The 20,889-nt window shown below is 59.1% G+C and carries 18 protein-coding genes; 8 read left to right on the top strand and 10 right to left on the bottom strand.

Annotated elements, in window-relative coordinates:
• Window positions 1–47: 47 nt before the first annotated feature.
• Entirely contained in the window at window positions 48–422 is a 375-nt protein-coding gene (mvaT, locus tag AABM55_RS22970; protein ID WP_005790963.1) for a histone-like nucleoid-structuring protein MvaT, read from the bottom strand.
• Between the two features lie 340 nt (window positions 423–762).
• Between mvaT and purU the strand changes: the two genes are divergently transcribed.
• Window positions 763–1,611 (top strand): formyltetrahydrofolate deformylase, encoded by an 849-nt coding sequence (gene purU / locus AABM55_RS22965; protein ID WP_103315028.1) that lies wholly within the window; start codon window positions 763–765, stop codon window positions 1,609–1,611.
• 80 nt (window positions 1,612–1,691) lie between these two features.
• Entirely contained in the window at window positions 1,692–1,898 is a 207-nt protein-coding gene (locus AABM55_RS22960) for a hypothetical protein (protein WP_054593731.1), read from the top strand.
• A 183-nt stretch (window positions 1,899–2,081) separates the two neighbouring features.
• Here the strand turns inward: AABM55_RS22960 and AABM55_RS22955 are convergent, their stop codons facing one another.
• From AABM55_RS22955 to AABM55_RS22935, 5 genes are all read right to left on the bottom strand, one after another.
• Window positions 2,082–3,077, bottom strand: a complete 996-nt coding sequence (locus AABM55_RS22955; RefSeq protein ID WP_347927838.1) for a lysylphosphatidylglycerol synthase transmembrane domain-containing protein — start codon at window positions 3,075–3,077, stop codon at window positions 2,082–2,084.
• The gene (locus AABM55_RS22950) at window positions 3,074–3,850 is read right to left on the bottom strand and encodes a polysaccharide deacetylase family protein (protein WP_347927837.1); all 777 of its coding nucleotides are present in this window, start codon (window positions 3,848–3,850) and stop codon (window positions 3,074–3,076) included. Before AABM55_RS22950 ends, AABM55_RS22955 begins: the two co-directional genes overlap by 4 nt.
• On the bottom strand, window positions 3,843–4,931 hold the full coding sequence (locus AABM55_RS22945; protein WP_347930081.1) for a glycosyltransferase family 1 protein: 1,089 nt from the start codon (window positions 4,929–4,931) through the stop codon (window positions 3,843–3,845). The genes AABM55_RS22950 and AABM55_RS22945 overlap by 8 nt, the downstream gene beginning before the upstream one ends.
• Before the next feature lie 195 nt (window positions 4,932–5,126).
• The gene (locus tag AABM55_RS22940) at window positions 5,127–7,016 is read right to left on the bottom strand and encodes a methyl-accepting chemotaxis protein (RefSeq protein WP_347927836.1); all 1,890 of its coding nucleotides are present in this window, start codon (window positions 7,014–7,016) and stop codon (window positions 5,127–5,129) included.
• Between the two features lie 315 nt (window positions 7,017–7,331).
• Window positions 7,332–7,787, bottom strand: coding sequence for a DUF721 domain-containing protein (locus AABM55_RS22935; protein ID WP_103315022.1), 456 nt, complete (start codon window positions 7,785–7,787; stop codon window positions 7,332–7,334).
• Between the two features lie 306 nt (window positions 7,788–8,093).
• On the opposite strand from AABM55_RS22935, the gene secA reads away from it, so the two are divergent.
• The 4 genes from secA to AABM55_RS22915 all read left to right on the top strand — a co-directional run bounded on the left by secA (window position 8,094) and on the right by AABM55_RS22915 (window position 13,852).
• On the top strand, window positions 8,094–10,829 hold the full coding sequence (secA, locus tag AABM55_RS22930; RefSeq protein WP_103315021.1) for a preprotein translocase subunit SecA: 2,736 nt from the start codon (window positions 8,094–8,096) through the stop codon (window positions 10,827–10,829).
• 138 nt (window positions 10,830–10,967) lie between these two features.
• Window positions 10,968–12,185, top strand: a complete 1,218-nt coding sequence (argJ, locus tag AABM55_RS22925; RefSeq protein WP_054593724.1) for a bifunctional glutamate N-acetyltransferase/amino-acid acetyltransferase ArgJ — start codon at window positions 10,968–10,970, stop codon at window positions 12,183–12,185.
• Between the two features lie 96 nt (window positions 12,186–12,281).
• Window positions 12,282–12,914 (top strand): glutathione S-transferase family protein, encoded by a 633-nt coding sequence (locus AABM55_RS22920; protein WP_103315020.1) that lies wholly within the window; start codon window positions 12,282–12,284, stop codon window positions 12,912–12,914.
• Window positions 12,911–13,852, top strand: a complete 942-nt coding sequence (locus AABM55_RS22915) for a Nudix family hydrolase (protein WP_019693274.1) — start codon at window positions 12,911–12,913, stop codon at window positions 13,850–13,852. Before AABM55_RS22920 ends, AABM55_RS22915 begins: the two co-directional genes overlap by 4 nt.
• Window positions 13,853–13,996: 144 nt before the next feature.
• Here the strand turns inward: AABM55_RS22915 and AABM55_RS22910 are convergent, their stop codons facing one another.
• Genes AABM55_RS22910 through AABM55_RS22900 form a run of 3 tightly spaced genes read right to left on the bottom strand, consistent with a single transcriptional unit; the run spans window position 13,997 to window position 17,583 of the window.
• A complete protein-coding gene (locus AABM55_RS22910; protein WP_054593722.1) occupies window positions 13,997–14,578 on the bottom strand; it encodes a cob(I)yrinic acid a,c-diamide adenosyltransferase in 582 nt (193 codons plus the stop codon).
• Window positions 14,579–14,580: 2 nt separating this feature from the next.
• Window positions 14,581–16,620 carry a HAMP domain-containing sensor histidine kinase gene (locus tag AABM55_RS22905; protein ID WP_054593721.1) on the bottom strand — a complete coding sequence of 680 codons (2,040 nt, stop codon included), beginning with the start codon at window positions 16,618–16,620 and terminating at the stop codon, window positions 14,581–14,583.
• Between the two features lie 45 nt (window positions 16,621–16,665).
• A complete protein-coding gene (locus AABM55_RS22900; protein WP_054593720.1) occupies window positions 16,666–17,583 on the bottom strand; it encodes a putative 2-dehydropantoate 2-reductase in 918 nt (305 codons plus the stop codon).
• 143 nt (window positions 17,584–17,726) lie between these two features.
• On the opposite strand from AABM55_RS22900, the gene AABM55_RS22895 reads away from it, so the two are divergent.
• Both AABM55_RS22895 and AABM55_RS22890 read left to right on the top strand, forming a co-directional pair.
• Window positions 17,727–18,212, top strand: a complete 486-nt coding sequence (locus AABM55_RS22895; RefSeq protein ID WP_019693270.1) for a YajQ family cyclic di-GMP-binding protein — start codon at window positions 17,727–17,729, stop codon at window positions 18,210–18,212.
• A 139-nt stretch (window positions 18,213–18,351) separates the two neighbouring features.
• Entirely contained in the window at window positions 18,352–19,188 is an 837-nt protein-coding gene (locus AABM55_RS22890; RefSeq protein ID WP_054593719.1) for a mechanosensitive ion channel family protein, read from the top strand.
• Between the two features lie 245 nt (window positions 19,189–19,433).
• On the opposite strand, the gene AABM55_RS22885 is transcribed toward AABM55_RS22890, so the two are convergent.
• A complete protein-coding gene (locus AABM55_RS22885; RefSeq protein ID WP_347927835.1) occupies window positions 19,434–20,792 on the bottom strand; it encodes an OprD family porin in 1,359 nt (452 codons plus the stop codon).
• Between the last annotated feature and the right edge of the window lie 97 nt (window positions 20,793–20,889).

Raw genomic sequence — 20,889 nt, 5'->3', positions numbered from 1 at the left:
TGGCGTTTTTGGGTGCTCGCAAATGAACCTGCGAAGCGGGTTGCGGCTTAGCCCAGCAGGGTAGCCCAGCCTTCAACCACGTCACCGCCCCACTTGGCTTTCCACTCTTTCAGAGTCTTGTGGTTGCCACCTTTGGTTTCGATGACTTCGCCGTTGTGCGGGTTTTTGTATTGTTTAACCTTGCGAGCGCGCTTGGTGCCGGTAGTTTTTACAGCACCGCGTGGCGCTTTAACTTTGGACTCTGGATCCAGCAGGGCGATGATGTCGCGCAGGGACTTGGAGTATTCGCCCATCAGGGTGCGCAGTTTGCCTTCGAATTCCAGCTCGGTTTGCAGTTTGTCGTCTTGGGACAGGTTCTTCAAACGGGCTTGCAGCTCTTTGATAGCTTCTTCGGTGGCACGGTATTCGTTGATCAAGGACATGAGGACTACCTTATGTTGGGCGCTGGATGACAGGGTACAGTGGCGCAATAATAGTCAGGGTGTTTCATCAAGTAAACATTTAAGCCGGCTTTTATTTAATTTAATTAGAGTGCTCAGTGAAAAAAGCCTCATGCCGCTGTTAAAACTTGTCAGGGTTTCATCACAGATACTCACAAAAGCCCGCTTGCGTATTTCGCCAATAGAACATTGTTGAGCGTTCAGAGGCCGCCAATCGGTAGGGCGAGGCCGTGCATTACCGGGCCTGGTGTCAGGAATACTGCAGTTTTGCTGCGCAATCGCTAGAATAGCGGCCTTTGCGAAGTTCTGGAGTTCCCCCCCCATGCGCACTTTTCGGCTAGTGATTGCTTGCCCGGACCGCGTCGGTATCGTTGCTAAAGTCAGTAACTTTCTGGCGTCACACAATGGCTGGATCACTGAAGCGAGCCATCACTCGGACACGCTCAGTGGCTGGTTCTTCATGCGTCACGAAATTCGTGCCGATTCGCTGCCGTTCGGCCTTGAGGCGTTTCGTGAGGCCTTTGCACCGATCGCCGAAGAGTTCTCGATGGACTGGCGCATCACCGACACCGCGCAGAAAAAACGCGTGGTATTGATGGCCAGCCGCGAATCCCACTGCCTGGCCGACTTGCTGCACCGCTGGCACAGCGACGAGCTGGACTGCGAAATCTCCTGCGTGATTTCCAACCATGACGACCTGCGCAGCATGGTCGAGTGGCATGGCATTCCTTATTACCATGTGCCGGTGGACCCGCAGAACAAAGAGCCGGCCTTTGCCGACGTTTCGCGCCTGGTCAAACAGCACGACGCCGAAGTGGTGGTGCTGGCGCGTTACATGCAAATCCTGCCGCCGGAACTGTGCACCGAGTACGCCCACAAGGTGATCAACATTCACCACAGCTTCCTGCCATCGTTCGTCGGTGCCAAGCCGTACCACCAGGCGTCGATGCGTGGCGTGAAGCTGATTGGCGCGACCTGCCACTACGTGACCGAAGAGCTGGACGCCGGTCCGATCATCGAGCAGGACGTGGTGCGTGTCAGCCACAGCGACAGTATTGAAGACATGGTGCGTTTCGGCCGTGACGTCGAGAAGATGGTGCTGGCCCGCGGGCTGCGCTATCACCTGGAAGACCGCGTGCTGGTGCATGGCAATAAAACCGTAGTGTTCTGATTGCCGAGTGCTGATTGAAAAAAACAGGGCCTGAGCGTTCAATCGCTTCAGGCCCTTTTTTTCGGAGTGAGGTAGGGGAGATGGCTGATCCGCTGGATAAGGCAACATCCAAAGCCCCCGCGACATTGGGCGAGGGCTGTCTGAGTCGGTACGACCCGGATGAGCTGAGCCCTGAAGACGGCACGGAGTTTCCCGGCGCTGCGCAATTGTGGGAGCAGTTGAAGCCAGTCGCTGACGATGAAACTGCGAGCCCTGAAAAGATTCCGAGCACAACACATAACCTGTAGCAGCTGGCGAAGCCTGCGTTCGGCTCGGTTCGCGTTCGGGCGCAGCAGTCGTAAATCCTGACGCCACGGTTAACCTGAAAAAACATGGTGCCTGATTTTACGACTGCTGCGCAGCCGAACGCCGCCTCGCGGGCTCGACAGCTGCTACGGATTGCGTACTGGCTTAACTGACGGGTGCTCCCCCTAAGCCTGTTTGATCTTCATCAGCTTGTTCAGCAGTGGTTTACCGGCCATCACCAGAAACACCGGTGCGCCGGCCAGCAAGTAGAAGTAATAGGTCACCGCGCGCCAGATCAGAATCGCGGCCGCCGCCGTCGATTTCCCTACCATGGGCGCCAACAGCGCTGCCGACGTCAATTCCGCCGCGCCGGCACCGCCCGGTAACAGGCTGAACTGCCCGGCGCTGAGTGAGAGCATCTGGATCAAAAAGCTCCAGGCCCACTGAAGATCCGTGCCCAGCCCCCGCAAGGCCAGATACAACACGCTGTAGCGCAGTAACCAGTGCACGCAAGTCAACGCAAATACGCTGATCAGTGTGCGCGCAGGCAACTTGAGTGTTTCCGTGAAGGCCGCAAGAAAGTGCAGCAGCTTGCGTGCCCAACGGCGCCGGGTGGCAGCGTTGAGCTTGAAGTGCTTGAGCACGCGACCGCTGAGGCGAATCAGCAGGCGATGGTAGCGTGCCACCACCCCGCAACTGAACAGGCCGCCGACCATCGAAATGGCGCTGAGTGTCAACATCCACTCCAGGTTCTGACTCAAGTGCTGAAACAGTGCATACACCACGATGGCGATCAGCGCGCAGAGAAAGAACAGCAAATCGCTCAACTGATCCATGGCGAACACCGCACTGCCATGGGCTGGGCGCACACCATTGCGCGCCAGCAGGGCCATCAGTGTCAGCGGTCCACCGCCGCCGCCCGGGGTCGCGCAAATCGCGAACTCGGTGGACATCACCACCCCAAGGCATTTCAGGCGGCCTATCCGGCTGCGCTGTTCACCCAGCAACAAGCGCAAGCGTATTGAGTTGGTGAACCAGCAGAGCAGGATCATGCCCGGCATCGCCAGCAACAATGTCGGCGGGAAGTGCTGCAGTCGTGGCCATAGTTCATTGGCACCGAGCAATAGCGGGATCAGCACCGCGCAGAGCAGGGCGGCGACCAGCCACAGGACGCGACTCATGCGGCGCGACCGACCTGAGCGCTTTGCGTGCGCAGCCACCGAGCCTTGGTCATTGGTACTCGGCCGTTATTGAGCAAGCGTTCGAGGGTCTGCAGCCAGTAAGTGCGGGAGAACTCATGGCGCAGGTCCACCGGGTGTACGCCCAGGCGAATCACCGGGGCGTGCTGCCAGCGCAGTTCGCGTTGAGCGCTGATAATTTTCGACACGCCACGACGCCAGGTACTGCGCGCGCTCCAGACCAAGCCTGGGGCGTTGACCCGGGAGAAATCCGGCAGGCGATACAGGTGCTGCGAATCACTGGTGTAGCTCAGCGGTAACTGGCGCAGGGCTTGACGCGTGCCTTCGCTCATCAGCCAGGCCGGTGCAACAAACCCCTCCAGTGGCCAGTGGTAACGGCTGAACAATTCGATCCCGGCGAGCAGGCGGGCCAGCGCAGCCGGTTGCGAAAGACTGTAGAACTCGCCTTCGTGGGTGTAGACCCGGCGCATGAACCAGTCACGGGGGTGCGCCGTTAGCGGGCTGTCATCGCAATGGTAGTAACCGTGAAGTGCCAGTTCGTCGCCGAGCTCGATGCGGCGGGTCAGCACGCTCCGAAAAACCGGATGGCTATCGAGGTGGTGGTGTTTGTGAAAGTCGGGAACGACCAGCCAGGTCATCGGCACTTCACCGAGCGCGTCCACCGCTTCGACAAACGGCTGATAGTCGGCCCAGCTTTGCGGGGTGACGTCGTGCAGTACCAGAAGCAGGCTGGGCGTGTTCATGGCGTCAGCCATTGCTCAGCCGCGGCAAAGGGGCGCCGAGGACTGCGTAATAGTGACCCAGCAGGCTGTTGACCACTGAATCCCAGGCGTAATGCTGTTCGACATGGCGGCGGGCGGATCGACCGAGATCGTTATGTTGTGCAAACAGTTCGCGCACAGCGTTGGCCATCGCCACTGGATTATTGGGGGCGCAGAGTATGCCGCAGTGCTCATTGATGATTTCGTTGAAGGCACCCGCTGCCACGGCAACCACCGGAATGCCACAGGCCATGGCTTCGAGAACGACCAGGCCAAAGGTTTCCTGATCGCCTGCATGCAGCAAGGCATCGGCGCTGGCCATCAGCCGGGCCACCTGTGGTGCAGGGCAGAACTCATCGATCAGCGTGACGTTATCCGGTACCTGTGCCGACACCGAGGTACCGACCAGCAGCAGGTGATAACGGTTTCCCAGACGCTTCATGCAATTGAGCAGGACGGGAATGTTTTTCTCCTTGGAACCTCGCCCGGCGAATATCAGCAGTCGAATGTCTTCGGCGATCTTCAGCTTCGCCCGCAGATCCGGGTCACGGGCGTCTGGATTGAAGGTTTGCAGGTCCACGCCCAAGGGTTGGACGTAAACGTTTTTGACCCCAAGCCCCATGAGCTTGTCGGCCATGATCTGGCTCGGCGTCAGCACCCGGTCAAAGTTGCCGTACAGCTTGCGGATATACGCTTCGACATTCGGCGTGACCCAGTTGCCCACACGGTTGCTCGCCAAAAGCGGTAAGTCGGAGTGATAGAAGCCAATCACTGGAACATCCAGTTCACGCCGCGCATCCAGCGCTGCCCAAGCTGTCAGGTAAGGATCGCCGACTTCTATCAGGTCCGGTTGCAGGTCGTGCAGGGCATTGCGCCAGGGCGTCAGTCGCAGCGGGAAGCGATAGCCTTTGCCGAAGGGCAGGGCCGGGGCGGGCACCGTGTAGACACCGTCCTGCTCGCTCCGCCGTGCTCCTGGGACCAGCAAGCTGTGACGAATCCCCGGCTTACGGCCCAGGCGGCGGTGCTTGGCATCCAGATAAGTCCGCACGCCACCGCTGGCCGGTGCGTAGAACATGGTGATGTCAGCGATATGCACGATAACCCTCCGTTCTATCCATTGTTCTCCTTAGGGATGACCCTTATGAAGAATAGATGTTCGGATGGGGATGTGTGGCGGGGTGTCAGTGAAGTGTTGTGGTGGCTGACAGGCCGCTATCGCGAGCAGACGGAACGTCGCCCGGCTGCTCGCGATGGGGCCTTCAAGGGCGCGTCAGATTCTGAAACTGCCGACCAACTGCTTCAACCGCGCCGCTTGCTGCTCCAGGTCGGAACAGGCGCGCAGTGTCGATTGCAGGTTTTCCACGCCTTCCTGATTCAGCGTGTTGATTTCATTGATGTCGACGTTGATCGACTCGACCACGGCGGTTTGCTCTTCGGTGGCGGTGGCCACCGACTGGTTCATGCCGTCGATCTCGCCGATGCGCAAGGTCACGCTGTTCAGGCGCTCACCGGCGAGGTTGGCGATCTCTACGCTGTCCTGGCTGTGACGCTGGCTGTCGCTCATGGTGCTGACCGACTCGCGGGCGCCGACTTGCAGCTCCTCGATCATGGTCTGCACTTGCTGCGCCGACTCCTGGGTGCGGTGCGCCAGGTTACGCACTTCATCGGCGACCACCGCAAAACCACGCCCAGCCTCACCGGCCCGCGCCGCTTCAATCGCCGCGTTGAGGGCCAGCAGGTTGGTTTGTTGGGAGATGCTGGTGATCACTTCGAGAATCTGCCCGATGTTCACGGTCTTGCTGTTCAGCGACTCGATGTTGGTGCTGGAGGCGCTGAGCATGCTCGACAGCTGATTCATCGCCGCAATGCTGCGGTCGACCACTTGCTGGCCGTCTTCGGCCAGGCTGCGCGCATCGCTGGCCTGGTGCGAGGCTTGCGCCGCATTACGGGCGATTTCCTGAGCTGCAGCGCCCAGCTGATTGATCGCGGCCGCCACACTGTTGGTCCGGCTCGATTGTTCGTCGGAGTTGAGCATCGACGAGTTCGATGCGCTGACCACTCGCAGAGCGACTTCGTTGACGTGCTCGGTCGCCGACGACACTTCGCGGATCGAACCGTGGATCCGCTCGACGAAGCGGTTGAACGCGCTGCCGAGGATGCCGAACTCGTCCTGGCTCTGGATGGTCAGGCGGCGGGTCAGGTCGCCTTCACCGTCGGCAATGTCCTGCATCGCGCGGGTCATGACGTGCAGCGGCTGGATCAGGATACGGATCAGCATGCCGAGCAAGGCGATGATGATTGCCACGGCAATGATCGTGGCAATGATCGCCGAGGTGCGGAAGCTGCTGAGCATCGAGAAGGCTTTGTCTTTGTCCACCGACAGACCGACGTACCAGTTGACCGATGGCAGGCCTTTGATCGGGGTGAAGGTGACGATACGGGTTTTGCCATTGACCTCGACTTCACTGATGCCGCCACCGATACGCGGGGTGTTCGTCGGGTAAGCCTCGCTGAGGGACTTCATCACCATGGTTTTATCCGGGTGAACCAGGATCTTGCCGTCGGCGCTGACCAGGAAGGCGTAGCCCATGCCGCCAAAGTCACGCGCGGTCAGGGTGTCGATCAGGGTTTGCAGGCTCAGGTCACCGCCGACCACTCCCACGCTTTGCCCGGCTTTTTTCGAGGCGGTGGCGATGGAGATGATGGTCTGGCCGGTCGCCGCATCGATATACGGTTCAGTGAGCGTCGAGCCATTGCTGTTTACCGCGCCTTTGTACCAGGGACGAACGCGTGGGTCGTAGCCGTCCGGCATCTTGGAATCGGGGCGGTTGATGAACGTACCGCTGGCATCGCCCAGGTACCGGGCCATGAAGGTCGACGCCAGGGCATTCTGCTCAAGCAGGTTGGCAACGTTGCCTTGTTCGGGGTTGAGGGCGATGTTCTGGGCCAGGTTTTCCACCATGAGAATCCGCCCGGCGAGCCAGGACTGGATATTGGAGGACGTGACATCGCCCATCTCATGCAGGTAATTGTCCAGGTCCTGGCGAATCGCGTTGCGCTGTAAATAGTCGTTGTACAGCGTGAACGAAGCGAAGGCGGCAATGACGATGAGCGCGGCTGCAAGCAGGATTTTGTGGCTGAAGCGCAGGTTTTTGTTCATGGCTTGGGGTGTCCGCTAATGTCTTATTGTTGGGGCGTGTTGCTTTGAAAAGCGCGCAAACCAGGCGCTGTCGCACATAAGCTGATATTTCCGTCTGTCCTTCGGGAATTATCGGACCTGATTCTCTGTCTGGTCTCTTGCTTGTATCTATCGGCTGCGCAGGACTAAAACTTAGGGGCTTGAAATCGGCGACGCGACAGGCGGCCAATCGCGCCGCTAAAATGCGAAAGATCGCAGCCTGCCGCCGCTTGCATGCAATGGTGTAGGAGCGGCCGCAGGTTCGGGCCGCATTCGGACGATCTTTTGATCTTGCTTCTAGGTCTTGGGTTTGGCGTGCGCCGCCAGGCGTTCCAGCGCTGCGCGCAATTTCGGATCGCTGATGCCGTCGGCGGTGGCCTGAATGGTCGCCGCCGCATCGCTCGACAGATCCATGGTGTGGCCGACGGCGCCTTGTTGCACGGTCGGTGGTTGTACCTTGAACAGGATTCGCGTCAGGCTGGCGAACTCGTCGAACATCTGTAATTGCCGTTGCAGACGCTTCTGCTGATAGCGCAGACGGGTTGCCCAATGACCGTCGGTGACGATCAGCAACAGGCTGCCCTCGCGCCACGACGCCACATGACAATGTTCACGGGCGGCCGGCTGCAGCTGGCTTTCCAGCAAACGCTGTAAATGACCCAGGCGTTGTGCGTGGCCGAAAATGGCTTTTAACGGTTTGGCTTCGCGAAGCAGAACGGCGGGTGCTCTGGCCGTAAGAGGGCGAAATGCCATGATCAGACACCTGAAGTAACAGAGCCGCCATGGTAGCAGAAAGCACTTGATGCGCCTGAGCCATTGCTTTGTGAGCGCTTTACTCATTAAATCAACGAGTAACTTCTGGCGTGAATGGCTTGAAGTTCAGCAAAATGCCCTTATTTTAAGTGAGCCCCGTAACAGCGCTGTGCATGCATCGTGGAACAACGCCACTTTCCTCACCATCGTTTCCGGGTAGAATGCTCGTTCGCATGCGGCCATGAGGGCTGCACGGGCGACTCACGGGGCCGCCCTCCATCCCTTTGTGTGGAAGATCCTGCCGATATGTTTGCGCCTTTGTTAAAGAAACTTTTTGGAAGCAAGAACGAGCGTGAAGTCAAACGCATGCTCAAGACGGTACAGATCGTCAATGCCTTCGAAGAGCAAATGGTGGCCCTTTCGGACGATCAGCTGCGCGCCAAGACTGATGAGTTCAAGGCCCGCATCGCCAAAGGTGAAAGCCTCGACAAACTGCTGCCTGAAGCCTTTGCGGTTGCCCGTGAAGCCGGCAAGCGGGTTATGGGTATGCGCCACTTCGACGTTCAGTTGATTGGCGGCATGACCTTGCACGAAGGCATGATTGCCGAAATGCGTACCGGTGAAGGCAAGACCCTGGTGGCGACACTGGCGGTTTACCTGAACGCGCTGTCCGGCAAGGGCGTGCACGTTGTTACCGTGAACGACTACCTGGCTCGTCGTGACGCCAACTGGATGCGTCCGCTCTACGAATTCCTCGGCCTGAGCGTCGGCGTGGTGACGCCGTTCCAGCCGCCGGAAGAGAAGCGTGCTGCCTACGCCGCCGACATCACCTACGGCACCAACAACGAATTCGGTTTCGACTACCTGCGCGACAACATGGCGTTCAGCATGGAAGAAAAATTCCAGCGTGAACTCAATTTTGCCGTGATCGACGAAGTCGACTCGATCCTCATCGACGAAGCCCGTACCCCGCTGATCATTTCCGGTCAGGCCGAGGACAGCTCCAAGCTGTACATCGAGGTCAACAAGCTGATCCCGCAGTTGAAGCTGCACGTCGAGGAAGTCGAAGGCGAAGTGACCCAGGCCGGTCACTACACCGTCGACGAGAAGACCCGTCAGGTCGAGCTCAACGAAGCCGGTCACCAGTACATCGAAGAAGTGCTGACCGGTATCGGCCTGCTGGCTGAAGGCGAGAGCCTGTACTCGGCGCACAACCTGGGCCTGCTGACCCACGTTTATGCCGGTCTGCGCGCGCACAAACTGTTCCACCGCAACGTTGAATACATTGTCCAGGACGGTCAGGTCGTACTGGTCGACGAACACACCGGTCGTACCATGCCGGGTCGCCGTTTGTCCGAAGGCCTGCACCAGGCCATCGAAGCCAAGGAAAACCTGAACATCCAGGCCGAAAGCCAGACCCTGGCGTCGACCACGTTCCAGAACTACTTCCGTCTTTACAGCAAGCTGTCCGGCATGACCGGTACGGCGGACACCGAAGCGTTCGAATTCCACCAGATCTACGGTCTGGCGGTGATGGTCATTCCACCGAACAAACCGCTGGCACGTAAGGACTACAACGACCTGGTGTTCCTCACCGCGGACGAGAAGTACGCGGCCATCGTTGCCGACATCAAGGAAAGCATGGCTCAGGGCCGGCCGGTACTGGTGGGCACCGCGACCATCGAAACGTCCGAGCACATGTCCAGCCTGCTCGTGAAGGAAGGCATCGAACACAAGGTTCTGAACGCCAAGTTCCACGAAAAAGAAGCTGAAATCATCGCTCAGGCCGGTCGTCCGGGTGCACTCACCATCGCCACCAACATGGCCGGTCGTGGTACCGACATCCTGTTGGGCGGTAACTGGGAAGTGGAAGTCGCCTCCCTTGAGGATCCGACGCCTGAGCAGATCGCCCAGATCAAGGCCGACTGGCAGAAGCGTCACCAGCAAGTGCTCGAGTCGGGCGGTTTGCAGGTGATCGCCTCCGAGCGTCACGAATCGCGCCGTATCGACAACCAGCTGCGTGGTCGTGCCGGTCGTCAGGGTGACGCCGGTTCCAGCCGTTTCTACCTGTCGCTGGAAGACAGCCTGATGCGCATCTTTGCCTCTGACCGGGTGAAGAACTTCATGAAGGCCCTGGGCATGCAGCCTGGCGAAGCGATCGAGCACCGCATGGTGACCAACGCCATCGAAAAGGCTCAGCGCAAGGTTGAAGGCCGTAACTTCGACATTCGCAAGCAACTGCTCGAGTTCGACGACGTCAACAACGAACAGCGTAAAGTGATCTATCACATGCGTAACACGTTGCTGGCCGCGGACAACATCGGCGAAACCATTGCCGACTTCCGTCAGGACGTGCTCAACGCAACGGTCAGCGCGCACATTCCGCCGCAATCGTTGCCAGAGCAGTGGGACGTTGCCGGTCTGGAAGCTGCCCTGCAAAGCGACTTCGGCGTGACACTGCCGATCCAGCAATGGCTCGACGAAGACGATCATCTGTACGAAGAAACCCTGCGCGAGAAGCTGATGCACGAGCTGCTGGCGGCGTACAACGAGAAAGAAGAGCAGGCGAGCGCCGAAGCGCTGCGCACCTTCGAGAAGCAAATCGTGCTGCGCGTTCTGGACGACCTGTGGAAAGACCACCTGTCGACCATGGACCACTTGCGTCACGGCATCCACTTGCGTGGCTATGCGCAGAAGAACCCGAAGCAGGAATACAAGCGCGAGTCGTTCACGCTGTTCTCCGAACTGCTGGACTCGATCAAGCGCGACTCGATCCGTGTGCTGTCGCACGTTCAGGTTCGCCGCGAAGATCCGGTCGAAGAAGAAGCGCGCCTGCGTCAGGAAGCCGAGGCATTGGCCGCACGCATGCAATTCCAGCACGACGAAGCCCCAGGCCTCGAGCAACCGGAATTGTTGGGTGAAGAGGTCGATGTGGCGCTCGCTGCCGCTCCGGTGCGCAACGAGCAGAAGCTGGGCCGCAATGAGCTGTGCTACTGCGGTTCGGGCAAGAAGTTCAAACACTGTCACGGCCAGATCAACTAAGATTTCTGCCAGACATTGAAATACCCGCGCCGCGACCGGCATCAGCCGTCGCGGCGTTTTACCATTTAAAACACCGATGCCAGGTTAAAAAGAACAGGGCGACGACGGTGCAGACATTACATTAAGAGGAGCGCTTTCATGGCTGTTGGTCTTGGTCCTTTGCCAACGTTGCACCCGGTTGCCGGTTTTGAACTCGGTATCGCTTCGGCCGGCATCAAGCGCCCCGGGCGCAAAGATGTCGTGGTCATGCGCTGCGCCGAAGGTTCCACGGTGGCCGGTGTGTTCACGTTGAACGCCTTTTGCGCTGCGCCGGTGATTCTGGCCAAGCAACGTGTACAGGGCCCGGTACGTTATTTGTTGACCAACACCGGCAATGCCAACGCCGGTACCGGTGAGCCTGGTTTGGCTGCCGCCGAGCGCACCTGCGCCAAGCTGGCTGAATTGACCGGCGTCGACGCCAGCCTTGTGCTGCCGTACTCCACTGGCGTGATCGGTGAGCCGCTGCCGGTCGAGAAGATCGAAGGCGCGCTGCAAGCTGCCCTCGACGATTTGTCGGAGAACAACTGGGAGGCTGCGGCCACCGGGATCATGACCACCGATACCCTGCCAAAGGGTGCGAGCCGGCAGTTCCAGCATGAAGGCGTGACCATCACCGTCACCGGTATCAGCAAAGGCGCCGGGATGATTCGCCCGAACATGGCGACCATGCTCGGTTACATCGCCACCGACGCCAAGGTTTCCCGCGAGGTGTTGCAGAACTTGCTGCTGGACGGCGCCAACAAGTCGTTCAACCGCATCACCATCGATGGCGACACCTCGACCAACGACTGCTGCATGCTGATCGCCACCGGTAAAGCCGCGCTGCCGGAAATCACCTCCGCCAGCGGTCCACTGTTCGCGGCGCTGAAGCAGGCAGTGTTTGAAGTGTGCATGGACGTCGCCCAGGCCATCGTTCGCGACGGCGAAGGCGCGACCAAGTTCGTCACCGTTGAAGTCAACGGCGGCGGCAATCACCAGGAGTGCCTGGACGTTGGTTACACCGTGGCGCATTCACCATTGATCAAGACCGCGCTGTTTGCCTCCGATCCCAACTGGGGTCGTATCCTGGCAGCCGTTGGCCGTGCCGGGGTGCCGAACCTGGACGTGAGCAAGATCGACGTGTTCCTCGGTGAAGTCTGCATCGCCAGCCGCGGTGCCCGTGCCGCGACTTACACCGAAGCCCAGGGCTCGGCTGTAATGCAGCGCGAAGAAATCACCATTCGTATCGAACTGGGTCGCGGCGATTGCAGCGAAACCATCTGGACCACCGACCTGTCCCACGAATACGTGAAAATCAACGCCGAATACCGCACGTAATTCATGGTGGGCAAGTCATGCTTCTGTAGGAGCAAGGCTTGCCCGCGATGGAGGCCGCAGGCCTCCCGCTTGTCCCTCATCAAAAGGCGCCTGAACATGAGCTACCACCTGATCATCGGCGACAAACTGTATTCCTCCTGGTCCCTGCGCGGCGCTTTGGCGCTGGAACTGGCCGGCGCGACCTACACCGAAGAACTGATCAAACTGAACCAGCCGGACACCCGTGAACGCCTGCTCAAGCATTCACCGACCGCCAAAGTCCCGTTGCTGAAAACCGAACACGGGACCATTGCCGACTCGTTGGCCATCGCCGAGTATCTGGTCGAGCGTTTCCCGAACGCCAACCTCTGGCCGAAGGATATTGCCGCCCGCGCCCAGGCCCGCTCGGCGTGTGCGCAGATGCACAGCGGCTTCTTCGCCATGCGCAGCAACATGCCGTTTGACCTGAGCCACGATGCGCCGTTGTCGCCAATGCCGCCTGAAGTGCAGGTGGAGATCGAGCGGATGCTGGCGTTGTGGGCTGAATGCCGCGCGGTCGCAACCGAACCCGGCCCGTTCCTGTTTGGTCGCGTAAGCCTGGCAGATGCTTTCTTCGCACCCATAGCTGTGCGCCTGCGTACTTATCAAGTCGCGCTACCGGCGGTGGATGCGGCCTATGTTGAAGCGATTTACCAATGGCCAGCCTTCAAGGCCTGGCAGAAAGCCGGTCTAGAGGAAATAGTGCGGTGAAACGAGTTCATGTAGCAGCGGCTGTTATCCGTGATGCCAGCGGCAAGATCCTCATCGCTCGCCGCGCCGATACCCAGCATCAGGGCGGCCTGTGGGAGTTTCCCGGCGGCAAGGTCGAGGACGGCGAAGCGGTGCAAGCCGCGCTGTCTCGCGAGCTGCAGGAAGAGTTGGGCATCGTGGTCAGTGCCGCTCGGCCATTGATCAAGGTTCAGCATGACTATCCAGACAAGCAAGTGTTGCTGGATGTCTGGGAGGTCTCGGCGTTTACCGGCGAACCGCATGGCGCCGAAGGCCAGCCTCTGGCATGGGTGACGGCGCGTGAACTGCGCGACTACGAGTTCCCGGCCGCCAACCAGCCGATCGTGGCGGCTGCGCGTCTGCCGGGCGACTACCTGATTACCCCGGAAGGCCTGGAAACGCCAGCCCTGCTGCGCGGTATTCAGAAAGCCATCGCCGGCGGGATCAAGCTGATCCAGTTGCGCGCTCCGAATGGCTATGACCCGCAATACCGCGATCTGGCGGTGGATGCCGTGGGTTTGTGTGCCGGTAAGGCGCAACTGATGCTCAAGGGGCCGTTTGAGTGGTTGGGAGATTTCCCGGCCGCCGGTTGGCACATCACCGCTGCGCAACTGCGCAAATACGCCAGTGCCGGGCGTCCGGTGCCAGCCTCGCGCTGGTTGGCGGCGTCCTGCCACAACGCTGAAGAGCTGAGCCTGGCGGAACAGATGGGCGTGGACTTCGTCACCCTGTCACCGGTTCAGCCGACCCAGACTCATCCAGATGCATCACCACTCGGCTGGGAGCAGGCCTCGCAGTTGATTGCAGGGTTCAGCAAACCGGTGTTTCTACTGGGTGGTGTGGGGCCTGCCGAACGGCAAAAAGCCTGGGAAGCGGGTGCACAGGGCGTGGCGGGGATTCGGGCGTTTTGGCCTGATTGATTGGCGGTGATTCTGAGGGCCTCATCGCGGGCAAGCCTTGCTCCTACAGGGCAGAGTTGTTCACAAGACTAGTGAACGACATCAATCCGTAGGAGTAAAGCTTGCTCGCGATGGCGGCCTCACAGGCGATGGAATTCTGCTTGGTTAAGCCTCAGGCTTCGCCGCCGCTTGCCACAAAATCTCGGCAATCCCCTGGCGCTTGGCAATCAGCCGAGCCGCCACAAACAACAGGTCCGACAAGCGATTGATGTACGCCAGGCCAACCCCGGCCAATGGCTCCAGCGCGTTCAGATGCTGACAACGTCGCTCGGCGCTGCGTGCCAGGCTGCGGCAGACGTGGGCTTGGGCAATCAAGGCTGAACCGCCGGGCAGAATGAAGTTCTCCAGCGGTCCCAGCTCCTCGTTCCAGACATCGATCGCCGCTTCCAGGCGTTCGACTTCTGCGGCATTCAAGGCCTGATACACCGGCATAGCCAGTTCCCCCCCCAAATCGAACAACCGGTGCTGACACGGTTCAAGCACCTCAATCACCTCGGCCAGGCCAGGATGAGCGTGGCGTTGCTCGGCCAAGCCAGCCAACAGCAACCCGAGCTGGCTGTTCAGCGTATCGACTTCGCCGATGGCTTCGACCCGTGGATGGTCCTTCGGTACGCGGCGACCATCGCCAAGCCCGGTTTCACCTTTGTCGCCGGTGCGGGTGTAAATCTTCGACAAGCGAAAACCCATGCTTAGCGCTCCAGTTGTTTGAGTTCGTGAGAGGCGAGCGGAGTAGTGCCCGCCAATGGCAGGCGCAAGGTGAAGCACGTGCCTTGGCCGAGGGTCGATTGCACTTCCATCTGACCCTTGTGGTTGTTGGTGATGATGAAGTACGACACCGACAGTCCGAGGCCGGTGCCCTGGCCAATTTCCTTGGTGGTGAAGAACGGTTCGAAGGTGCGCTTGCGCACGTTCTCGCTCATGCCCACGCCGTTGTCCTCGACCTGGATTTCCGCCCACGGCGGGTTCAGTCGGGTGCGCAGAATGATGCGTCCCGGCTCTGTGGCGTTTTCACGCTGGTGAATCGCCTGAGCAGCGTTTTTCAGCAGGTTGAGCAGCACTTGTTCGAGCTCGTTGGCAGTGCCGGGGACTGGCCCCAGTTGCGGGTCGAACTGACGAATGATGGCTTGGCCCTTGAAGTCGAAGCCGATGGCCAGGTCGAAGTCGTTGCTGGCGATCTCCACGGCTTGATCGATCAGTGCCGGCAGGTCGCACGGAGCCATTTGGCGGTTGCTGCGACGACTGAAACTAAGCATGTGGGTGACGATCTTTGCGGCTCGGGCGCCGGCCTGTTGAATGCCGTCGAGCAGTTGCGGTACTTCGCGGTTTTGCAGGTAGCGATTGACGCTGTCCAGTTCGATGCCGATCTGTTCGGCGGTTTCGATGTTCTTCGGCAGGTCGGCCGACAAGCGCCGACGAATGTTCTGCACGTTGTGCAGGATCGCTCCCAGGGGATTGTTGATTTCGTGGGCCATGCCGGCGGCGAGGCCGCCGACCGAGAGCATCTTCTCCGACTGCACCATCATTTCTTCGAGGGACAGGCGCTGGGTAATGTCGTCGATGCGGATTACCACGCCGCGTCCGGCACCGCCCATCAACGGATAGAAGGTCAGCGCGTAATGCTTGGGCTCATCGTCCTTGACCCACGTAACGCGCTCGATCTTGACCACGCTGTGCTGCTCGACGGTTTCCCTGAGTTGCGGCAGGAACGGTTTCAGCGGTTCGAAGGCGAGGAAGATCGGCTGGTTCAGCGCTTCGTCCAGGCGAGTACCGGAAAGTGCGCTGGCTTCCTGGTTCCATTGGGTCACATAGAGCTGTTCATCAAGGGCAATCAGTGCCGAAGGCATCGAGTCGATGATGCTGTTGAGGTAGTTCTGAAAACCGGTGAGTTTCTTCTCGATCTTGCTCCGCACCTGGACTTCCAGTTCCAGTTTACGGTTGGTATGACGGGTTTCTTCGGCCAGGCCCTGGGCCTGGTCGTAGGCGGCCTGGGAGTCGTCCCGCGCGCGCTTGAGTTGCTGTTCACGGGCTTCGATGCGCGAGAGCATGGTGTTGAAGGCTTCGGCAAGGCTGCCGATTTCGTCGTGGTTGCCGCGTGACGCACGCAAGGCGTAGTTTTCTTCGCGAGTCACCTGTCGGGACAATTCTTCGAGTTCATGAATCGGCCGAGTGATCAGGCGTTTGATCTGCCGGGCAATCACCAGCCACAGCAGCACGCTGAAAATCAGAATCCCGAGGCTGGCGGTCAGGGTGCCGGTGTAGAACGCCATCGGCAATTCGCTGCTGGCCACCAGCAGCAGATGACCCGGCGCCTCGCCCGGGCGCAACAGGGTGATCAGCTGATTGCTGCGAAACTCGGAGGCCTGCCAGGCTTCGATATTTCGATAGTGCTCGGGCAGCTTGAGTTTGTCGCCGTGCTGCACCTGCGCCAGGCGCAGGCCTTTGCCGTCATACAGCGCTGCGGCTCGCAGCGGTGAATAGCTGTTGAGTTCGTTGAGCAGCCGTTGGGCTTCTTCGGGAGAGTTGAGCGCCTGGTCGGCGATGGACGGGTTGGCCACCAGCCGGCCGATGGTCTGCAAGGCCTGCGGGGCCATGCTTTCCTGAGAGATCCAATAGGCGGCGCTGATAAAGGTCAGGTTGGCCACCAGCAACACGGTGGTCAACAGCACCAACAGGGCGGCCAGCAGTTTCTGGCCGACCGGCAGGTTTTCAAGGCGCTGGCGCAATGGCATCGGTGTCGTCGCTAAAAAGGAACAGGAAGGCAGCGTAGCCGTTGCTCAGTCGCTGGGCAATCCGCGTGCGTGCAGGTGCGTAATCAGCCGCTGCTGCAATTGATTGAGGTGCGGCAGCACCAGTTGGTGTCTCGACGCAGCAGTGCAGGCATGCCCCAGCAGATAGCTGATCTCGGTTCGGCGTTGACTGGCGACGTCCTGGTACATCGACGAGTAGTTGGCCGCAGTTGCTTGAATCACCCGCTCGACTTCCTGCTGCAGGTTGTGTGCGGCGGCAGGTTGACCGCAACGCTCCAGCAGCTCGCTCAGCTCGGCACAGAGAGTGGCGACCTCGCAATGATGCTGTTGCAAACCGCCGTTGCGGCAGTCATGTAGCACGGTCAGGGGGTTGATTGCGCAATTGAGCGCCAGTTTGCGCCACAGGCGGGTCAGAATGTCTGTGCTCCATTCGTGCGGGATGCCGGCGGCGCTCAGGTCATCCAGCCAGATCGGCGGGGTAGGGTGGCTGGCATCGCCGAGCCAGGTGTACCCATGGCCGGCAAACACCACGCGCCAGTCGTCATCGCGAAACGCGCCTTCAGTGCTTGAGGCAAAGATGCAGCGTGCCTGCGGGACACGTGCGGCAACGGCGTCCTGACTGCCGAGGCCGTTCTGCAACAGAATCAGCTCGGCATTGGGTGCAAGACGCGCTGCCAGTTGCGCGACTGCACTTTCGGCGTCGTAGGCTTTGCAGGCCACCAGCAAGCGGTCTATCGGGCCCGCGCTGTCGACAGTTTCGCCGGGGATCGCATACTGCCGCGCTTCGCCCTGTTCGACCAAGGTCAGCCCGCCAGCGGCCTGATAGGCCTGCAAGCGCGCCGTGTCGCGCAGAATCAGTTTCACCGGCAGGCCAGCCCGTGCCAGGCGCGTGGCCCACAGGGTGCCCAGGCTGCCGGCGCCAAGGACGTGCCAGGTGGTCGACATCAGTTTTTTGCTCGGATTGGCAGGCGCATGTGAGGCTCGCAGCGTAGGAAGGTAAAGACCCGTTATAATCAGCGCGGATTTTAACCGCAAGCCAGGCGTGTTCCATCGCTATTGAGCGCGCCCTTTTTTATTGGAGAGATTACATGCCGTCGTTCGACGTGGTATCCGAACTGGACAAACACGAACTCACCAACGCGGTCGAGAACGCCGTCAAGGAACTCGACCGTCGTTATGATTTGAAAGGCAAGGGCAGCTTCGAGTTCAAGGAAAAGGACCTGACTGTCAATCTGACTGCCGAGGCCGACTTCCAGCTGGAAGCGATGATCGAGATCCTCAAGCTGGCACTGGTCAAGCGCAAGATCGATGTGCAGTGCCTTGAGGTAAAAGACGCCTATGCTTCCGGCAAGCTGATGAAGCAGGATGCCGTGCTCAAGGAAGGCATCGACAAGGAGCTGGCGAAGAAGATCGTTGCTCACGTCAAAGACGCCAAGCTCAAGGTCCAGGCCGCCATCCAGGGCGAGCAGGTACGGATCACCGGCAAGAAGCGTGATGACCTGCAGGAAGCCATTGCGGCACTGCGCGCCAAGGAATTTGGCATGCCGCTGCAGTTCAACAACTTCCGCGACTGATCAGTCTTCAGGGAACCTCCGGGCGTTAATGACGTCCGAGGCCCATGTAACGGCAGAAACGATTGAGCCATCATCCTTGGCTCGGTCTTTCTGCCGTGCAGTTTTTACGTGCCGGGTAGCCGGGAATCAGGAGAGATAGATGGACATAAATGCTGAAGTGGACAACCTGGTCAAGGCTTCCCAGGCCTGGATCCCGATGATCATGGAATACGGCAGCCGTGTGCTGCTGGCGGCCATTACCCTGGCCATTGGCTGGTGGCTGATCAACAAGCTGACCCACAAGGTTGGCAAGCTGCTGGCCCTGCGCAACGCCGATCTGGCGTTGCAGGGGTTTATGAGCAGCCTGGCGAACATCATCCTCAAAGTGCTGCTGATGGTCAGCGTCGCGTCGATGATCGGTGTTGAGACCACCTCGTTCGTGGCCGCCATTGGTGCTGCCGGTCTGGCGATCGGTCTGGCGTTGCAAGGCAGTCTGGCGAACTTCGCTGGCGGGGTGTTGATTCTGTTGTTCCGTCCGTTCCGTATCGGTGATGTGATCGAAGCACAGGGCATTACCGGCACCGTCGACAGCATTCAGATCTTCCATACCCTGCTGCGCACCGGTGACAACAAAACCGTCATCGTGCCTAACGGTAATCTGTCGAACGGCATCATCACCAACCACAACCGTCAACAGACCCGTAAAGTGGTGTTTGACATCGCTGTGAATTACGACGCCGATTTGCAGAAGGCGCGTGAGGTGCTGTTGGAGTTGGCCAAGGATGAGCGCGTGTTGGCTGATCCTGCGCCGGTAGCGGTAGTGTCGACCCTGGGCGATAGCTCGATTACGGTTTCCCTGCGCGTTTGGGTGAAAACGGCGGACTACTGGGATGTGATGTTCATGTTCAATGAACACGCCCGTGATCGTCTGAAGGCGGCAGGTATTGATATCCCGTACCCGCAACGAATGATTCGTATGGTTCAGGAAACGGCGTAACAAGTAGCGGATTATTACTTGGCCTGTTGGTCAAGTATCGGTAACGAACTCAAGGGGCGATAAGCCCCTTGAGTGTTTTTACAGTCTGCTGTTTTGTTGTTCTGAAAGCGGAATAGAGTGCGGGCTTATTATTAGCAGGCTATTTATTGGTAGCTAATTTCATGTTGTCATCAAGCAGTCATAAAAAAAAGGCCCATCACTGATGGGCCTTTTTTATATCAACCGAACAACTGTAGTCGTAGCGATTACAGGATGTTGATTGGGTACTCGGTGATCAGGCGGAACTCGTCGATATTGCCTTCGGCCTGGTCGTTGTTGCCTCTGTGCCAAGCTTGGCGAGCACGGAAGGACAGGTCTTTGAGAGGACCACTCTGGACAACGTATTTGGCTTCCAGGTTGGTCTCGTTGTGACGACCGTCTTCGCCGTAGCCGTAGAGGCGGTAAGGGCTGTCAGCAGCCATCTTGGTGCCGTCGATGCCTTGACCGTGAGCATAACGAGCCATGAAGCTCAGGCCTGGTACGCCGTACTCAGCCATTTTCAGGTCATAACGTACCTGGATGGATTTTTCTTCAGGGCCGTTGAAGTCAGAGTACTGAATCGAGTTGGCCAGGAAGATCGAGTCGCCACCGCGGTTGTTATCGCCTACACCGATGTAGTCGAATGGTGTATCACCGTGAACTTGCTGGAACGCCAGAGTAACGGTGTGCGCCTTCAGGAAGGAGTAGGCCGCTGCCAGCGAGTAGGTGGTGTTGTCGATTTTGCCTGCTTTCGCTGCACCGGTATCGTTTGTCTGATACAGGTTGAAGTCGAAGTTCAGGGACTGGTCAGTCGCCAACGGAATGGTGTAGTTCGCGTTGCCGTAGTACTGGGTCCAGGTGTCCTGGAACTTGGCACCGTAGAGCGAAACGCTCAGGTTGTCATTGATGCCGTATTTACCACCCAAGTAATCAGCAGCTTCGACCTTGGTGCCAGCGTACTGGGTCCAAAGCTCGCCATTGTGACGGGTTTGGTCCTGGCTGCTACCACCGGTGAAGTGACCGGCCTCGAGATCGAGGTTTTTAATCTCGCTGCTCTGCAGTTGGAAACCGCTAGCGGTTTGTTGGAACATGCGGGAGCCGCCAACAGCGAATACCGGGGCGGTGGAAGGTGTGAAGTCACCCACTTTCAGCTCGGTTTTGGAGATGCGAACCTTCAGTGCTGCACCCGCTTTACCCATTTGGCTATTGACGTCGTGGCCAATAACTTTGCCGTTTGCGTCGCGGAAGGTGGTGCGGCTCATGTTGCCCGTACCCGATTGCGCGTCAGTACCGTCCAGTTTAAAGGCGGCATCGCCGTAGGCTTCAACGCCCACACCAACCGTACCCTGGGTATAGCCAGAGTTGAACTTGCCCAGTACGCCCTGAGTCCAGTCTTTCTGGTCTTCAGCGCCATTTTTGTTGTTACGGTTGAAGTAGTAGTTCTTCAGTACCACGCCAGCGGAGGCGCCTTCAACGAAACCTTTTGCGTCAGCCTGGTCGGTTACAAACGGGTCGGCCATAGCGACTTGGGCGCCGGTAGCTGCAGTAACAGCCAGGGCGATCATGCTCCACTTCATCACGCGCATCGTGATTTGCTCCTTTGGTTTTAGAAGAGTACTGCCGTCCCACCTGATTTATTATCTGGGCGGCTCTTTCTTTTTGTGTCGGCGCAAACTTATATCA

It is taken from the genome of Pseudomonas helvetica, from assembly GCF_039908645.1.
GTDB classification, from domain to species: Bacteria; Pseudomonadota; Gammaproteobacteria; order Pseudomonadales; family Pseudomonadaceae; genus Aquipseudomonas; species Aquipseudomonas helvetica.
Note: the sequence above shows the minus strand (reverse complement) of the source record. Positions and strands in the feature narration are given on the sequence as shown.

Bases quoted from the DNA above. Each gene is read 5' to 3' on its own strand.
- mvaT (WP_005790963.1), bottom strand. From the start codon at position 422: ATGTCCTTGATCAACGAATACCGTGCCACCGAAGAAGCTATCAAAGAG.
- purU (WP_103315028.1), top strand. From the start codon at position 763: ATGCGCACTTTTCGGCTAGTGATTGCTTGCCCGGACCGCGTCGGTATC.
- AABM55_RS22960 (WP_054593731.1), top strand. From the start codon at position 1,692: ATGGCTGATCCGCTGGATAAGGCAACATCCAAAGCCCCCGCGACATTG.
- AABM55_RS22955 (WP_347927838.1), bottom strand. From the start codon at position 3,077: ATGAGTCGCGTCCTGTGGCTGGTCGCCGCCCTGCTCTGCGCGGTGCTG.
- AABM55_RS22950 (WP_347927837.1), bottom strand. From the start codon at position 3,850: ATGGCTGACGCCATGAACACGCCCAGCCTGCTTCTGGTACTGCACGAC.
- AABM55_RS22945 (WP_347930081.1), bottom strand. From the start codon at position 4,931: ATGTTCTACGCACCGGCCAGCGGTGGCGTGCGGACTTATCTGGATGCC.
- AABM55_RS22940 (WP_347927836.1), bottom strand. From the start codon at position 7,016: ATGAACAAAAACCTGCGCTTCAGCCACAAAATCCTGCTTGCAGCCGCG.
- AABM55_RS22935 (WP_103315022.1), bottom strand. From the start codon at position 7,787: ATGGCATTTCGCCCTCTTACGGCCAGAGCACCCGCCGTTCTGCTTCGC.
- secA (WP_103315021.1), top strand. From the start codon at position 8,094: ATGTTTGCGCCTTTGTTAAAGAAACTTTTTGGAAGCAAGAACGAGCGT.
- argJ (WP_054593724.1), top strand. From the start codon at position 10,968: ATGGCTGTTGGTCTTGGTCCTTTGCCAACGTTGCACCCGGTTGCCGGT.
- AABM55_RS22920 (WP_103315020.1), top strand. From the start codon at position 12,282: ATGAGCTACCACCTGATCATCGGCGACAAACTGTATTCCTCCTGGTCC.
- AABM55_RS22910 (WP_054593722.1), bottom strand. From the start codon at position 14,578: ATGGGTTTTCGCTTGTCGAAGATTTACACCCGCACCGGCGACAAAGGT.
- AABM55_RS22905 (WP_054593721.1), bottom strand. From the start codon at position 16,620: ATGCCATTGCGCCAGCGCCTTGAAAACCTGCCGGTCGGCCAGAAACTG.
- AABM55_RS22900 (WP_054593720.1), bottom strand. From the start codon at position 17,583: ATGTCGACCACCTGGCACGTCCTTGGCGCCGGCAGCCTGGGCACCCTG.
- AABM55_RS22895 (WP_019693270.1), top strand. From the start codon at position 17,727: ATGCCGTCGTTCGACGTGGTATCCGAACTGGACAAACACGAACTCACC.
- AABM55_RS22890 (WP_054593719.1), top strand. From the start codon at position 18,352: ATGGACATAAATGCTGAAGTGGACAACCTGGTCAAGGCTTCCCAGGCC.
- AABM55_RS22885 (WP_347927835.1), bottom strand. From the start codon at position 20,792: ATGCGCGTGATGAAGTGGAGCATGATCGCCCTGGCTGTTACTGCAGCT.